This window comes from Bacillus cereus group sp. MYBK220-1 (genome assembly GCF_051916445.1).
Taxonomy (GTDB): domain Bacteria; phylum Bacillota; class Bacilli; order Bacillales; family Bacillaceae_G; genus Bacillus_A; species Bacillus_A cereus.
In genome coordinates this window covers 44032-60139 of sequence record NZ_JBQAGQ010000004.1, presented here as the reverse complement: position 1 = coordinate 60139, position 16108 = coordinate 44032, and the positions used below count along the sequence as shown (strand labels likewise).

The window sequence follows — 16108 nt, the reverse complement described above, 5'->3', positions numbered from 1 at the left end:
TCTCTCTCTTTTCTACTTTTAATTATTCATTCATATTAAGATTTTTATAAACTCATTATATGCCTACCTTACCAGGTATATAGTAGCCTACTTCTTATTTTACAATACAATGACCTAATTCAAAACGTATTCTACATAGTATTAATGAAGATTTAAGGAAACTTACATTTTTTAATAGGTCTTACCACTACTGTAACATAAAAAGCAAGCTATCAGTAGAAATCTGTCCTACAAATAGCTTGCTTTTCTTATTTTTTAAGTAAGTTTTACTATCCAATGAATGGCATGAACATTGGGATGACAACTACTGTTACAACCCCAACTACCGTTACAGCAATACTTGCCATCGCTGCCTCTACCTCACCCATTTCAATTCCTACTGCAACTCCTAATGCATGACCCGCTGTTCCAAGTGCTAAACCTTTTGCAATCGGATGTTTCACTCTAAATGTTTTTAAGAATAATGCTCCTAATGCGTATACGATAACTGCGTTGAAAATAACTGCAAACGATGTAATTGCTGGAATACCACCAATACTTTCTGAAATTGGTAACGCAATTGCTGTTGTTGCTGCTTGTGGTAGCATTGAATTCATTACTGCTGTATCTAAACCGATTGCTTTTGCAACAATGAACACGACAATTACTGAGCAAATAGATCCAACCACGATAGCTGATAAAATTTGCCACCAATATTTTTTCAACTTATCAACTTGTTTATATAGTGGGATAGCGAATGCAATTGTTGCTGGCTCTAAGAAGAAACTAATCATTTTTCCGCCAGTATTATATTCTTCAAAAGTAAAGTTACCTACCTTTAGAAATACAATCCCTAATACCATCGCCACGAATAATGGTGTAAATAGGAAGAACCCTTTTGAATGCTTGAATAATAATGTTCCGATTCCGTATGCGATTAATGAAACGACGATTCCGAAATATGGAGTCATTGTGCTTGCCATGTTCATTACCTCCCAACAATATATAAATACAATGGTTACGCAACCTTTCCGTGCTTGCGTCCTTTATTTACTACTTTCAATTCTTTTGTATCTTCTGTTTCTTTTTCATCTTTTCCTAAAATAAATTGTGCAAATAATCCTGTTACAGCGAGTAAAATAACTGTTGCTACAACAATTACAGTTAAAATTTGTACAAAGTATTGTCCCATTACACCAAGAGAATTAATAACTGAAATACCTGATGGGACGAATAAGAATCCAATAATACCTGTTAAAGCTGTTCCGAGTGATTCAACTTGCTCCAATTTAATAACTTTTAAACATAATAGACTAAATAAAATAACTAACCCGATTACCGATGAAGGCATTGGAATTGGTAAATGTGTTGCAATAATATTAGAAATTAACATAATAGCTGAGAATATGAATGCTTGTGATAAGAAACTATATACTTTTTTCGTACTCATTTTGGCCACCTCTTTCGATTTGGTACCTTTATTGTATAGGATATAACCGCCCGAGTAAGCGTTTACATAACAGAGCGTCAAATATACAGAATCAGTTACAAATATAAAAGGATGAAATACAAAAGCTGCTCCTTAAATACGAAGCAGCTTCTTGAGTTCTTTTGCATATGTACGGCTAACAGGTACTTTTGATCCTTCTTTCATGATTAAATTATAAGTAGAATTGAACCATGGCTGAATTTCAGTAATATGATTAATATTCGCAATAAAACTACGATGGATGCGCATGAAACTTACTTGCGGCAACTTCTTTTCCAAAATCACAAGTGTATCGTGTGTTACATATGTTTCCCTCATTGTTTTTACTGTCACTTTTCCGTCCACAAGTCCTACATATACAATATCTTCAATATTAACAAGTACGATTGATTCTTCAATTGGTAATGCTAATTTATGCATCTCTACTGTTACATCTGTCCCCTTTATTTCGTGCTTCGTTTCTATTTGCGATTGTTTTTGTTTTTTATACTTCTTTAATGTCTGCACAATACGCTCTTCATCAAATGGTTTTAAAATGTAGTCTAACGCATCTACTTCAAATGCTTGCAGTGCATATTGATCATAGGCAGTAGCAAATACAATTGCAGGTGGATTTTTCATCTTCTTTAATATATTGGCGATTTCAAATCCGTTATCATCGGATAATTGAATATCTAAAAACACAATATCTGGTCTACTTTGCATTAGTTCTTCTAATGCGTCTTCCACACAATCAGCCTCACCAATTATCTCAACTTCTTTCGTTCTCTCTAATAAATACTTTAGTTCATCACGTGCTAACATTTCATCGTCAACTACTAATACTTTTAACAATCTGCTCTTCCTCCCCTACTTTTTTTGGAATAACAAAAGTAATCTCTGTCCCCTCATTTAATTCACTTTCGATATGAAGCATCGTTTCTTTTCCAAATAATCCAATAAGACGTTCATTAATATTATATAAAGCTGTTCCAGTCCCTTTCTTTGACGAAACTACCATCTTTCCTAATTGTTCTAAACGTTCTTCCTCAATTCCCTGCCCATTATCTTTTACTTCAAAATGAACCATACCCTCTTTTTCAAAAACATGCACTTCTACTTCACATACTGGTTGCTTCTTCGGAAAAGCGTGTCGCAATGCATTTTCAACCAATAGTTGAAGAACAAATGGTGGTACTAAAGTTGTCTTTAGCTCGTCCTCAATATACATCTTTACCTCATACTTATTTGGGAACCTTGCTTGTTCTAAGGATAAATATGCCTGTACATGGTTTAATTCTTGTTCTAGTGGAATCAATAACTGACGTGCCCCTTGCAAATTACATCGGAAATATACGCTAAGCTGTAATAATAACTTCCTTGCTTTTTCTACATCTGTTCGGCATAAAGCTGATACTGTATTAATCGCATTAAATAAAAAATGCGGGTTAATTTGTGCTTGTAATGCCTTTATTTCCGCATCTTGCAATAATTTACTTTGCAACTCAGCTTCACCTAATTCAAGTTGTGTAGAGAATATTTTTGCTAATCCTTCTGCTAATTCCTCTTCCACACGACTTAACTGGTTAGGATTTTTGAAATACAGTTTTAATGTCCCTATTGTATTTCCATGTGAAGTTAGTGGAATAACAATCGCCGCTTGCAAAGGGCAGCCTTCATGTTGACAATTAATAACCTCACGTGATTTTGCTTTCATTATTTTCCCTGTGTGTAACACTTCTTTCGACAAACCAGTTATTAAACTATGTGACGGAATATGGTGATCTGATGCTAATCCAACATGAGCTAATATTTTCTCTGTATCTGTTAAGGATACCGCATCTGTTCCTGTAAAGCGGTGAATAATTTGTGCCACATGCTTACACGATTCTTCTGTTAAGCCTTGGCGAAAATATGGTAACGTTTTATCTGCAATACGTAATACCTTATGAGTCTGAAGTGCCTTTGCGTTCTCTTCCTGACGCAAAATAGCTTGTATCATAGAAAGTAAAATAAAACTTCCAAAACTATTTACAAGGATCATTGGTATCGCAATTGTTTTCACAATGCTCATTCCATCCTCTACAATTAATAGGATCATAATCATTTCTAAAGAAACGATAAAAACACTTAAAATCGCTGAAAACTTAGGGGTAATTGTACGGTTATATTTTTTAAAAATGTATCCGATATAACCAGTTATAACGCCTGCTAAAATTGAAGAGATTGCACAACTTAGAGCTGTCGTCCCTCCAAGCATATAACGGTGAATACCAGCAATTGATCCTACCCCAATTCCGACGATAGGACCACCAAGCAATCCACTAATTCCAACACCCATAATACGTGTATTTGCAATGGTACTCGATGATGAAACACCTTGTAACCAATTTTCATTCATAATCGTATTTCCTGCTATTTCAATCCCAGTGTAATTGCTTACAATTGTAAATACCGAAAAAATACAAATAAGCTTAAGCTTATCTACATAGCCATCCTGTTTATGAAGGAGGCGTCTGAAAGTTTTAATATGAGAGAGTAAAAATCCTAAAATAACTATAAGTCCGACTCGTTCAATCATCATGAGTACTAAATTTAGCATCTTTGATTCATTCCTTTTTATTTAGTTAGTTTTATTATGGGAAAATAATGAAGTCGGCGTCAAGAAGAACGAAATGTTTTTTGAAATATTTTACACATAATAACTTCCTCTTTATTTGACAATACATATAGAAGAGTGCTAAAAATAAAGTAATATAATACAGTCCTTTAACCCAACCCCGTGAGGTTGAGAAGGAAGTCGGAATACAATATACGTATGTTCTTTTCTTGGGGATACGTATGCTTTTTTGGCCTTCTCATCATATCAGGTGAGAAGGCCTTTTGTTATTCTTCCATAGCGACTGTAGAAAATAAGGAGGAGTAATAATGAACGTCACTACTGATGTACAACAAACAACAGAGGAGACAAAAGCGAAAAGATATAAAACATTATTTGGTTCTGCGCTAGGATATGCAGCAGAAGGTTTAGATATGTTGCTATTATCTTTCGTACTTGTCTATATTTTAAAAGAGTTTCACTTAAGTCCTGTTGAAGGTGGAAACTTAACTTTAGCTACCACAATAGGAATGTTAATTGGTTCTTATTTATTTGGATTTATTGCTGATTTATTTGGCCGTATTCGTACAATGGCCTTCACAATCTTACTGTTTTCACTAGCAACCGCACTCATTTATTTCGCAACAGACTACTGGCAATTATTAATTCTGCGCTTTTTAGTTGGAATGGGAGTTGGTGGTGAATTCGGAATCGGAATGGCCATCGTAACAGAAACATGGTCTAAAGAAATGCGCGCTAAAGCGACATCTGTTGTTGCACTTGGATGGCAATTTGGTGTACTGATTGCTTCACTCCTTCCAGCATTTATTGTCCCACACTTTGGATGGAGAGCCGTTTTCTTATTTGGATTAATTCCAGCTTTACTAGCTGTCTATGTCCGTAAAAGTTTAAGTGAACCGAAAATATGGGAGCAAAAACAACGCTACAAAAAGGAACTATTGCAAAAAGAAGCTGCAGGTAAATTAACAACTACTGAAGCAGAACAACTAAAACATATAAAAAAATTTCCACTTCGAAAGTTATTTGCCAATAAAAAAGTAACAATTACAACAATTGGTCTTATTATTATGTCGTTCATCCAAAACTTCGGATATTACGGAATCTTCACATGGATGCCCACTATTTTAGCAAATAAATATAACTATACATTAGCAAAAGCAAGTGGCTGGATGTTCATTTCTACCATCGGTATGCTAATTGGAATTGCAATCTTTGGTATTCTAGCTGATAAAATTGGTCGCCGTAAAACTTTTGCAATCTATTATATTGGCGGTACAGTATACTGTCTCATTTACTTCTTCTTATTCACAGATTCAACATTATTATTATGGGGAAGTGCATTGCTTGGATTCTTTGCAAATGGAATGATGGGAGGATTTGGAGCAATTTTAGCTGAAAACTATCCTGCTGAAGCTCGCTCTACCGCCGAAAACTTTATTTTCGGTACAGGACGTGGGTTAGCTGGATTTGGGCCTGTTATTATTGGCTTACTTGCTACAGGTGGCAACCTACTTGGAGCATTGTCCTTGATTTTTATCATCTACCCAATCGGGTTAATTACAATGCTACTATGTGTACCAGAAACAAAGGGAAAAGTATTAGATTAAACGTAAAAGAGGAAGCATCTCATTTAAGATGCTTCCTCTTTTACGTTTTTATTTATTTTGATTTACTAGCCTTCTGAAATAAGACTGCAGTTTTATCTTCTTCTTTTACAATACCTTGTTTTAATGCTAATTCTCCCGCAACTTTAGGCGCTAACCATAGCATTGGGAATAACAAAATTGATACCGGAACTGCCGTCACCACGATAAACGATTGTAGCGCATTAATACTTCCTTCACCCATATATAAAAGAATTGCTGCAACTGCGCCCATAATAAGCGACCAAAAAATTCGCAAACTAATTCTAGGATCTCCGTCTCCAGTCACTGCCATTGAAATGGAATACGCCATTGAATCTCCTGTTGTCACTACAAATAAAATTGTTAATAAAAGAAATGCTGGTCCAATAATATTAGAAAGTGGCAATTGCCCTGTAATTGCAATCATAGCTGCCGGCATACCAGATTCACTTAATGCGTCCGAGATAGACCCAGGATTCATCAACTCATAAAACACGCCTGATCCACCTAATATAGTAAACCAAAATGTTGTAATAATAGGTGCGATAATTCCAATTGCAACGATGATTTCTCGAATCGTTCTCCCTCTTGAAATTCGACTCACTAAAATTGCCATCATTGGTCCGTATCCAATAAACCATCCCCAGAAAAAGATTGTCCAAGATCCTAACCAACTTGTATCACCACGGTATGTGCTCATCGGTATAAACTCATTTACATAAAATCCAAACGAAGAAACAAACGAATCAATAATAAATCCACCTGGCCCAAATAGTAATATGAATGCCATTAACACAATTGCTAATCTAACATTTAAATTACTTATAATTTGAATCCCTTTATCAATACCTGTTACTGCCGATATGGTAGACACGGCCACCACACAAACAATAATTGCTAATTGAGTAGTAAACACATCAGAAACTCCAAATAATTCTTGTAATCCATAACTTGCTTGTAAACCTAAAAATCCAATTGGGCCAATTGTACCTGCAGCTACTGCAATAATTGCAGCTGCATCAATTATCGTTCCAAGCAGGCTCTTTCTTAATTTTTCCCCAAAAATAGGATATAAAAGTGTTCGAGGTTTTAGCGGCATATCTTTATGATAATGTCCATACATCATAACTACCGCACTAATTGTACCTAAAATCGTCCATGCTAAAAATCCCCAATGCATATAACTTTGTGCTAAAGCAGGCATGACTGCTTCTTTCGTTCCAGCAGATATACCATCATGTATTGGTGGCACCGTCATCAAATGATACATTGGCTCTGCTGCTGCCCAAAAAACGCCACCTCCAGCAAGTAATGTAGACATAATAATAGCAAGCCATTTTGCCGTACTAATCTCAGGTTTTTCTAATCCCCCAAGCTTAACTCTCCCATATTTGGAGAAAGCCATACACATCGCAACAATAAATGTACCTAATAATAAAACTTGCCAGAAGGCACCGAAATATTTAATTGAAAAAGCGAAACTTTTATTAATCGCACTCTCTACATAATCCTTGTTCAAAAAAACTGCAATTACAAATAATAAAAGTGAACCACCACTAATAATAAATACAGGCCAATCAGTTTTTCGACTCTTCATCCTCATTTATACTTCCTTCCTCCTTCCTCAGCAATCTAAAAAAACAACTTTATTATGTTTTATTGTTTAAACCTAAAAACATAATAATTATATATGCATAACATTTTATCGACTTCCCACATACTTATGTTGTCCCTAAAAATATGCCAAATCCCTTATTAAAAAGAAAAATCCTCTTCCTCTTACATAAAAAAGCAAAACAAAAGACCTTATATTTCTATAAGGTCTTCGAAACAGAAATTTGATTATAACATAAGGTACTCCTTGGTTCAAAAAGCCTCTTCCAAAAATAACCGAGAGTAAAGGCTTCCATTTGCTACATAACAGTAATTAAAAAAAATTATATTTCACAGAAAAAACCTACACTAAATATTATTTATGAAAGAAATTTGGCTTCAAAATTTCATTCGGATACGGTTTATGATAAATGTGAGTGGTAGCTGGAGATAATGGCGGAATAAGCCATACCCAATTACCTGTTACAACACGACCACAAGCAGCTTCTTGCTTCTCAAATTGCTGAAATTGTTGTGCAGCAGTATGGTGATCAACAATACTAACTCCTTGTTTTTTAAAGGAGTGTAGTACGGCAATATTCAACTCAATTAGCGCCTTATCTTTCCATAAGGTACCGTTTCTCGATGTATCTAAATCCATCATCTCCGCAACAGCCGGAAGTAAATTATAACGATCATGATCTGCTAAGTTGCGCGCCCCAATTTCTGTTCCCATATACCATCCATTGAACGGAGCGGCTGTATAAGAAATACCGCCAATTTCTAAACGCATATCTGAAATCATTGGAACACCATACCATTTTACTCCAAGTGATGAAATAGGGTATTCTGGGTGTTCAATTGGCACTTCTTTTACTTCTTCTCTCGGAATTTCTTTATATGTAGGCGCCTTCCCGTTTATAGAGAACACAAGTGGCAATACATCGAAATTCGTACCTTCTCCTTGCCAACCAAGCCCCTGACAAAAGTCCGTAAATGTAGCGGAATGAGAATCACCAATCACTCCCGTTTCTGTTTTATATCCTGCATATCGAATCAATTGGTGATTATAAATTCTTATATTATTTTCTTCACCTTGATATTGCTTAAAAATCGTAATGGTTGGTTTAACTTTCCCGTCGTTCGTTGCATATTTAATATGATGAATTAATGCATTATATACACCCTCTTCATCATTTACTTCGCGCGCATCTAATATGTGCATCTTACTCCAAAATAGTCTTCCAATACATCTATTACTGTTACGCCATGCCATTCGTGAACCATGAACAAGTTCTTCAAATGTATGCTCATATGTCCCTGTCTTTTCTATCTCAATTTGAATTTCTTTTATACGTTCTTCTATCAATTGTTCTTTATGAAGCTCCTTATAACAAATCGTAATAAAATTACTTGCTTCCTCTATTAATTGTTTCGTTTTACTCATAAACAATCTCCTTCTATTTCAACAAAACCCTGCTACTTTACAGTATAAGCAAAAAGGATAGGAGTCACAAATGAAAGTGAGAGTGTTACTTTTATTGTAATATTTTTCAGAAAATTAATGGACTTACTATTGACTTATATGGAAAATGGGTGTATTTTTGACTCAGGTAAAGTATTTTTACCTAGACCAACTTTTTAAGTGGAAAGGAGGTAATGTTATGTCTTCATTTCAATTGCCAAAGCTTTCATATGACTATGATGAACTAGAGCCACATATTGATAGCAATACACTTTCCATTCATCATGGAAAGCACCATGCGACATACGTAAACAATTTAAATGCTACTTTAGAAAATTATACTGAATTACATAATAAATCTTTAGAAGAATTGCTATGTAATTTAGATGCTTTACCGAAGGAAATTGTTACAGCTGTACGAAATAACGGTGGTGGTCACTATTGTCATAGTCTTTTTTGGGAAGTGATGAGCCCACGAGGTGGCGGTGAGCCTAATGGAGACGTTGCAAAAGTAATTGATTATTATTTCAATACCTTTGACAACTTAAAAGATCAACTTTCCAAAGCAGCTATTAGTCGTTTTGGAAGTGGCTATGGATGGCTTGTTCTTGACGGTGAGGAACTCTCTGTTATGAGTACACCAAATCAAGATACGCCTTTGCAAGAAGGGAAAATCCCCTTACTCGTAATTGATGTATGGGAACATGCTTATTATTTAAAGTATCAAAATAGGCGCCCAGAGTTTGTTACCAACTGGTGGCATACAGTAAACTGGGACCAAGTAAACGAGAAGTATTTACAAGCAATTCAATCACAAAAACATTAGTCGTACGTATAAGGTAAATTTGGTAATGTAAAATCAGTATTGTCGAAATCCTCCAGAATCCCCCGGATTGCCACCGGGGGATTTATGATTACTTCATTGTATTTATATAATGTTTTAAAACATTTTTCATTTCTAGTTTCAGCTCTCGGAACAAAAATCCGAATTCACGAGCCTTTCCATTATGTAATGTACAGTTAGTTACCTCATTATAAGGAGCTATATTTTCCCCAGCTTTCTGAATGAGTGCTTTTATTCCTGTCTTCTCTTCTATGAAATGAATAATTTCTTCCGTAGAAACTACCCCGTTACTACAGGCGTTAATTGGCCCTTTCACATTTTCCATTCCGCACCAAGCTAGAAACTCTCCTGCCTCTTTTTCATGTATAAATGACAAAGTTCCATCTACATGATCCACAACGATAGGTTTTTGGTTCACAATACATTCAACGTAAAATTGTAACCTTTTCGTATAATCGTTTTCTCCAATAACAACTGGAAAACGAACTGCAACAACTGGGAATGTTGCTTGTTGAAATACAACGGCTTCAGCTAATCTCTTTCCTTCACCATAATTGAAGTCATTCCTATCTCCATACGCGATTGCATAATCGTGCGGATTAAAGTCTTCTTCTGATAAGCTTAGGGCAGGTTCATAGACGGCCATTGAAGATGTCATAACATATTTCTTCGTTTTCCCTCGTAACACTTCACATATTATCTTCGCTGCATTCGAGCTATAGCATAAATTATCGTATACAATATCATAACTTTTTCCTTCTAGACGCTTTTCTAGTAGCTTTCCATCTTCTCTATCAATAATTATTCTTTTTACTGCGCTACCAAAAGAATCTTCAGTAACTCCCCTCGTCGCAATCGTTACATCGTGCCCCTCTTGCAAAAGTGCTTCTACTAAATGTTTACCAAAAAATCTTGTTCCCCCTAGCACCAATACTTTTTTCAACTTCATCATCCCCATTTTAGCAAATTGTAAAATACTACCTCTCTATTATAAGTGCCAACATATAAAAAGCATGGAATTCGTTTAACGATTCCATGCTTTTCTACAGAAAATATATTAACGTACTCGATATTTATAAATACAATAACAGAAGTACAAAATAGAAATTACTGATACATAAACCCATAGTTCATATACAAATCCCTCTCCCCACACTCCCATAAAATAAAAGAGTGAAGGTAAAGTCAATGTTACCCATGATTGTACGAAGGCAATCCTTCCAAGATATTGATTAATGTTCTTCTTTTGTGTATTTAATACAAAGAATAAATACCAAAGTAATGCCCACATAAACCACGTTAACGCATTAACAACATCATGGAATTGAACAAATGAAACAACCATATAGAATAAGGCTATAATTGCTACCCAAATACAAAACCATCCTAGACCACTACTATCCATTCCTTTTATAAAAGTAACACCTACATATAAATAAGTTAATCCAAATAAGAAAGTAGCCGCATATGAATACACTGTCCAATTGCTTTGGTCAGAAATCATGATCAAATAAAACGGAATAATAATTTGTAGTGCACCCACAAATAAATTAAAAACACCCGCACTTTTCATCTCTGCTTTCCCTAATATAACAAGACTATTTAAAAATAAAGCTGCCCCTGAAAGTAATAATCCTACATAACCCATATATATTCGTGTGAAAATCTTTACCTTTCACACTTTTAACCTCCCCACACTATAAAGTGATACTTATATTATTTTTCTTCCCATTTAAAACTACATACATAATTTTTCATCCGAATAAGTCAGACCTCCTACCTCAAAAAGGAGCGAACTTAAAACGCTTTCAATAATAAATAATCCTATTAAAACATGAACTAGGATTCCTTGATTATAAACGGACTCTAGCAATGATACAAGTGTTGGAATACTTTTCAATACTACGCTTTCAATTTCTATAAAAAATTAATAAAATAATACATTCCTCTATCTCATTCTACTACCTTCTAGCATAAGATATTGTAAAATCACATCATTTAAAACAGCGAACGTTCTTTTCTAGGTTCGCTAATAAAATTAATAAAAAATGACCTCTTGCTTTTATGCAAAGGTCATTTTTTTATATTCATCATTAAACTTCTAAATAGCCATTTTTATTATTTGATTGCCATTTCCAAGAATCTGCACACATTTCTTCTAATCCGCGTGTTGCCTCCCAGCCTAATTCACGCTTTGCTTTCGATGCATCAGCAAAACATACTGCCACATCACCTGGGCGACGCTCTGTAATTTTATAAGGAACTTTCTTACCCGAAACTTTTTCAAACGCTTCAACCATCTCTAGTACACTATAGCCCATACCTGTGCCCAGGTTATAAGCATCTACTCCCGTTGTACTCAGTACTTTCTCAAGCGCCTTTACGTGACCATTTGCTAAGTCCACAACATGGATGTAATCACGGACTCCTGTTCCATCTTTCGTTGGATAGTCATTTCCGAATACGCTTAATTCTTTTAACTTACCTACCGCTACTTGCGTTACATATGGCATTAAGTTATTTGGGATTCCATTTGGATCTTCTCCGATACGCCCACTTTCGTGTGCACCAAATGGATTGAAATAGCGAAGTAACGCGATACTCCATTCTGCATCTGCAAATGCTACATCACGCATAATTTGCTCAATCATTAATTTCGTTTGACCATATGGATTTGTTGCACTTAATGGAAACTCCTCCGTAATCGGTGACGTTTCCGGGATACCATATACAGTTGCAGATGAACTAAAGATTATCTTCTTTACATTATGTTTCTGCATTACTTCACATAGCACTAACGTGCTTGTAATGTTGTTATGATAATATGTTAATGGAATCGCTACTGACTCCCCTACAGCTTTAAATCCTGCAAAGTGAATAACTGCTTCAATTGCATTTTCTTCAAAAATTGCGTCAAGCGCTTCGCGATTTAAAACATCTTCTTTATAAAACTTAAATTGTTTTCCTGTTATTTCTTTCACTCGATTTATAGATTCTACCGAGCTATTCGAAAGGTTATCCACTACTATAACTTCGTAACCGCTATTTAGTAATTCTACACATGTATGACTACCAATATATCCTGCTCCACCTGTTACAAGTATTGCCATAATTATAGTCCTCCATATTTCATTCATTATAAACTTCTCAAAGTATATCACATATTTCTTATCCTATGTTTAACATGCGAACACAGAAACTTACATTTTATCCCATAATAATTTTATAACATATACGATTCTAATCAGGTAATAAAAAAACGCCACATAATTTTTATTATGTGGCGTTTTTTTATTAAATTACATAACAATATACACTTAGAAAATGCGCAAGACTACCTAATAATACAAAAACATGAAAAATTTCATGATGCCCCATATATTTAAACTCTAACCATTTTGGCTTTGTTCCATAAATAAATCCACCAATTGTATAAAAAATGCCCCCAAGTACTAAGAAAATAATGCCTCCTGTACTTAAATTCTCAGCTAACGGTGCAAAGAATAACACAATTAACCAACCCATCGTAATATAAATTGCTGTCGATAACCATCTTGGACAATTAAACCAAAACATTTTAAATACAATGCCACAAATCGCAGTTGCATAGACTAAACAAAATAATAGTAAACCACTTGCTGAATTTAATGTAATTAAGCAAAAGGGTGCATATGTACCTGCAATTAATATAAAAATCATAGAATGATCTAGCTTCCTAAAGAAGTAAATAACACGTTCATTGGCCACAACACTATGATACACAGCTGACGCCGTATAAAGGACCATCATTCCAATACCAAACAAAATAACAGCTGTAATTGCAGCAAATGATGGCATCTTGATAGAAACTTTCACAAGCATAGCTAATAAGGCAATAAATGATAATATCGCTCCACCTAAGTGAGTAAATGCATTAACTGGTTCCCTTACATAAGCATTCATAATAACACCCCTCATATAATTACATGTAGTTTTAATAACTACATGTAATTATATACACATTTCTTTTTAAGGTCAACATTTACAATTCATTTGTTTCGTAATACCATATTTAAAGATATATTAAACATTAAGTTCCACTAAGTTATAAAAGTGAGGGATTCTACGTGGAAAATATAAATGAATTACTTGAGACATTGCATTTAGAAAAAAACATTAAACTTGAGGATATTCCAAATGTTGACTTATATGTAGATCAAGTTGTTCAACTATTTGAGAATACTTATGCAGATACAACGAGAACTGATGATGAAAAAGTATTAACCAAAACGATGATTAATAATTACGCAAAAGGGAAACTATTCATCCCCATCAAAAATAAAAAGTATTCAAAAGAGCATATGATTTTAATTAGCCTAATTTATCAATTAAAGGGAGCTCTCTCCATTAACGACATAAAAAGTTCATTAGAAACTATAAATGACTCCTTATTAAATGATGATTCATTCGAATTAAATACGTTATACAAAAATTATCTTGCTCTTACTGAAAGCAATGTCGAAAGCTTTAAACAAGACGTAAATAACCGTGTTACAGAAGTAAATGAGATTTCTTCCTTAGAAGATACAAAGCTAGAAAAATTTCTACTACTAACATCCTTCGTGACTATGAGTAATATGTATAGACGTTTAGCGGAGCAACTAGTGGATGATTTAAAAGAATCATAAATAAAAAACTATCCACCTATTAAAGTGGATAGTTTTTTATTTACTTAATTGCTTCATGAACTTTTAGTTGTTTCCCTTTAATCGTTGTAGTCTTCATGACTTTCAAGACAAGTGGTCCTTTTCCATTTAATATTTCAACGTAAGAAACATTATCTTGTATCGTAATAATGCCTATATCTTCTGCTGTAACACCTTTAATTTTAGCAATTGTACCGACGAAATCTACCGCCCTAATTTTCTTTTTCTTCCCGCCATTAAAGTACAGCTTCATAATGCCTTTGTTGATGTCTGCATTTTTATCTTTCTTTATAATTGGTTTAGCATGTATCTTTTCTTCAAATGCAGCTTTCTCTTTCATAACTTCTTCTTTTGAAGGTCCAATTGCCTTTGGAATTTCAAATCCAATATACTCCTCAATCTCTTCTAAAAATCTATTTTCATATGGTGTTATAAATGTAATAGCTTTTCCACTATTTCCAGCTCGTCCCGTTCTTCCAGTACGATGTACATAGCTTTCTTTTTCAAGTGGAATATCATAATTAATAACATGTGTAATATTATCAATATCAATTCCTCTCGCAGCTACATCTGTTGCTACTAAATAACGGAATTTTCCTTTTCTAAAATCATCCATGACTTCAAAACGATCTTCTTGTACCATACCACCATGTATTTTGTCACAAGGATAGTTAGCTCGTTTTAATTGTCTATATACATGATCTACATTTTCTTGTGTACGGCAGAAAATAATACAGCTATCAGGATTCTCAATCGTTGTTACATCTTTAAGTAGTGAAAGCTTCTCGTCTTCTATCACCTCAAAAAGAGTATGTTCAATTTTATCCGTCGTAATCCCAGCCGCTTTAATTTCAATATGAGTTGGTGAATTCATATATGTACGAGACAATTTCTCAACATCTTCTGGAAGTGTTGCTGAAAATAACATTGTCATTCTTTTTGTAGGTAATTCATCAATAATTGCCTCTACTTGATCGATAAAGCCCATATTTAGCATCTCATCTGCTTCATCAATAACTAAATACTTCAAACACTCTAAAGAAAGGGTACCCTTCTCAATATGATCCAACACACGACCAGGAGTCCCAACTACAATATGTGTCTTTTGCTTTAATTCTAATTTTTGACGTGCAAATGGAGATTTCCCATAAACTGCCGCAGCCTTAATCCTTTTGAATCGACCTATATTTGTAATATCTTCTTTTACCTGTACCGCAAGCTCTCTCGTTGGTGTTAAAACTAATGCTTGTGGTTTATTCTCTTCCCACTCCACCATTTCACAAAGTGGAATACCAAATGAAGCTGTTTTTCCACTTCCAGTCTGGGATTTCACAACAAGATCCTTCTTTTGTAATGCAACTGGAATAACCTCACCTTGTACTTCCGTTGGATGATCATACCCTAACCCAGTAAGTGCCCTTACAATTTCCTTACTTAATTTATAATCAGAAAAACTTTTTTTACTCATATATTAACCTCATTTTATTCTGTATTATTTTCTTTTTTATCTTTTGTATACGTTACTATCACCCTACTTATTATACTTGAAACCTCACATAAAAGGTGAATCATGCCAGATTCATCTTTTTATATAGAAATAAACCTTTTCATTTCATATATTGTTCAACTACTTGATAACATCTTTTTCTCGTATTGTTAGCATTAACCTTTTTATAGTATCCTACATCCACTCAAAAAAATAAAAAGAATACATACAACCTTGTATAATTATCTTAATTTTTCAACCCTTCCCATAAACGAACAATAAAAACAAAAAAACGTTTTAAATTCGTTTTTAACGTTTTTTTTTAGATATAAAATCTACTTTT

General features: G+C 34.2%; 14 protein-coding genes. 3 read left to right on the top strand and 11 right to left on the bottom strand.

Features of this window, described 5'->3' with window-relative positions:
* Window positions 1-269: 269 nt before the first annotated feature.
* The 4 genes from lrgB to lytS form a co-directional block, all read right to left on the bottom strand.
* Window positions 270-962, bottom strand: a complete 693-nt coding sequence (gene lrgB / locus ACTFRU_RS17960) for an antiholin-like protein LrgB (RefSeq protein WP_000168869.1) — start codon at window positions 960-962, stop codon at window positions 270-272.
* 35 nt (window positions 963-997) lie between these two features.
* Window positions 998-1429, bottom strand: a complete 432-nt coding sequence (gene lrgA / locus ACTFRU_RS17955; protein ID WP_000104901.1) for an antiholin-like murein hydrolase modulator LrgA — start codon at window positions 1427-1429, stop codon at window positions 998-1000.
* Between the two features lie 132 nt (window positions 1430-1561).
* Window positions 1562-2302: a LytR/AlgR family response regulator transcription factor gene (locus ACTFRU_RS17950; protein WP_000921842.1), complete on the bottom strand. Its 741-nt coding sequence runs from the start codon at window positions 2300-2302 to the stop codon at window positions 1562-1564.
* Window positions 2280-4049, bottom strand: coding sequence for a two-component system sensor histidine kinase LytS (lytS, locus tag ACTFRU_RS17945; RefSeq protein WP_000933561.1), 1770 nt, complete (start codon window positions 4047-4049; stop codon window positions 2280-2282). Before lytS ends, ACTFRU_RS17950 begins: the two co-directional genes overlap by 23 nt.
* A 326-nt stretch (window positions 4050-4375) precedes the next feature.
* On the opposite strand from lytS, the gene ACTFRU_RS17940 reads away from it, so the two are divergent.
* A complete protein-coding gene (locus tag ACTFRU_RS17940) occupies window positions 4376-5674 on the top strand; it encodes an MFS transporter (RefSeq protein ID WP_001103412.1) in 1299 nt (432 codons plus the stop codon).
* Between the two features lie 52 nt (window positions 5675-5726).
* On the opposite strand, the gene ACTFRU_RS17935 is transcribed toward ACTFRU_RS17940, so the two are convergent.
* Together ACTFRU_RS17935 and ACTFRU_RS17930 are read right to left on the bottom strand one after the other, a co-directional pair.
* Window positions 5727-7295, bottom strand: coding sequence for a BCCT family transporter (locus tag ACTFRU_RS17935; protein ID WP_139848947.1), 1569 nt, complete (start codon window positions 7293-7295; stop codon window positions 5727-5729).
* 366 nt (window positions 7296-7661) lie between these two features.
* The gene (locus ACTFRU_RS17930; protein WP_000047627.1) at window positions 7662-8732 is read right to left on the bottom strand and encodes a nitric oxide synthase oxygenase; all 1071 of its coding nucleotides are present in this window, start codon (window positions 8730-8732) and stop codon (window positions 7662-7664) included.
* 217 nt (window positions 8733-8949) lie between these two features.
* On the opposite strand from ACTFRU_RS17930, the gene sodA reads away from it, so the two are divergent.
* Entirely contained in the window at window positions 8950-9576 is a 627-nt protein-coding gene (sodA, locus tag ACTFRU_RS17925; protein WP_000094037.1) for a superoxide dismutase [Mn], read from the top strand.
* A gap of 88 nt (window positions 9577-9664) precedes the next feature.
* Here sodA and ACTFRU_RS17920 read toward each other — a convergent pair whose 3' ends face one another.
* The 4 genes from ACTFRU_RS17920 to trhA form a co-directional block, all read right to left on the bottom strand.
* On the bottom strand, window positions 9665-10552 hold the full coding sequence (locus ACTFRU_RS17920; RefSeq protein ID WP_103597579.1) for an NAD-dependent epimerase/dehydratase family protein: 888 nt from the start codon (window positions 10550-10552) through the stop codon (window positions 9665-9667).
* A gap of 99 nt (window positions 10553-10651) precedes the next feature.
* Complete coding sequence (locus ACTFRU_RS17915) at window positions 10652-11242, bottom strand: AmiS/UreI family transporter (protein WP_000542569.1); 591 nt, start codon at window positions 11240-11242, stop codon at window positions 10652-10654.
* A gap of 445 nt (window positions 11243-11687) precedes the next feature.
* On the bottom strand, window positions 11688-12704 hold the full coding sequence (gene galE / locus ACTFRU_RS17910; RefSeq protein WP_000996540.1) for a UDP-glucose 4-epimerase GalE: 1017 nt from the start codon (window positions 12702-12704) through the stop codon (window positions 11688-11690).
* Between the two features lie 184 nt (window positions 12705-12888).
* Window positions 12889-13536, bottom strand: coding sequence for a PAQR family membrane homeostasis protein TrhA (gene trhA / locus ACTFRU_RS17905; RefSeq protein WP_000995363.1), 648 nt, complete (start codon window positions 13534-13536; stop codon window positions 12889-12891).
* A 164-nt stretch (window positions 13537-13700) separates the two neighbouring features.
* Between trhA and ACTFRU_RS17900 the strand changes: the two genes are divergently transcribed.
* Complete coding sequence (locus tag ACTFRU_RS17900) at window positions 13701-14261, top strand: DUF1836 domain-containing protein (RefSeq protein WP_000427879.1); 561 nt, start codon at window positions 13701-13703, stop codon at window positions 14259-14261.
* A 40-nt stretch (window positions 14262-14301) separates the two neighbouring features.
* On the opposite strand, the gene dbpA is transcribed toward ACTFRU_RS17900, so the two are convergent.
* Complete coding sequence (gene dbpA / locus ACTFRU_RS17895) at window positions 14302-15747, bottom strand: ATP-dependent RNA helicase DbpA (RefSeq protein WP_000039350.1); 1446 nt, start codon at window positions 15745-15747, stop codon at window positions 14302-14304.
* Window positions 15748-16108 lie beyond the last annotated feature (361 nt).

Coding starts and splice junctions, on each gene's coding strand:
- lrgB (WP_000168869.1), bottom strand. CDS start 962: ATGGCAAGCACAATGACTCCATATTTCGGAATCGTCGTTTCATTAATC.
- lrgA (WP_000104901.1), bottom strand. CDS start 1,429: ATGAGTACGAAAAAAGTATATAGTTTCTTATCACAAGCATTCATATTC.
- lytS (WP_000933561.1), bottom strand. CDS start 4,049: ATGCTAAATTTAGTACTCATGATGATTGAACGAGTCGGACTTATAGTT.
- ACTFRU_RS17940 (WP_001103412.1), top strand. CDS start 4,376: ATGAACGTCACTACTGATGTACAACAAACAACAGAGGAGACAAAAGCG.
- ACTFRU_RS17935 (WP_139848947.1), bottom strand. CDS start 7,295: ATGAGGATGAAGAGTCGAAAAACTGATTGGCCTGTATTTATTATTAGT.
- ACTFRU_RS17930 (WP_000047627.1), bottom strand. CDS start 8,732: ATGAGTAAAACGAAACAATTAATAGAGGAAGCAAGTAATTTTATTACG.
- sodA (WP_000094037.1), top strand. CDS start 8,950: ATGTCTTCATTTCAATTGCCAAAGCTTTCATATGACTATGATGAACTA.
- ACTFRU_RS17920 (WP_103597579.1), bottom strand. CDS start 10,552: ATGGGGATGATGAAGTTGAAAAAAGTATTGGTGCTAGGGGGAACAAGA.
- ACTFRU_RS17915 (WP_000542569.1), bottom strand. CDS start 11,242: ATGGGTTATGTAGGATTATTACTTTCAGGGGCAGCTTTATTTTTAAAT.
- galE (WP_000996540.1), bottom strand. CDS start 12,704: ATGGCAATACTTGTAACAGGTGGAGCAGGATATATTGGTAGTCATACA.
- trhA (WP_000995363.1), bottom strand. CDS start 13,536: ATGAATGCTTATGTAAGGGAACCAGTTAATGCATTTACTCACTTAGGT.
- dbpA (WP_000039350.1), bottom strand. CDS start 15,747: ATGAGTAAAAAAAGTTTTTCTGATTATAAATTAAGTAAGGAAATTGTA.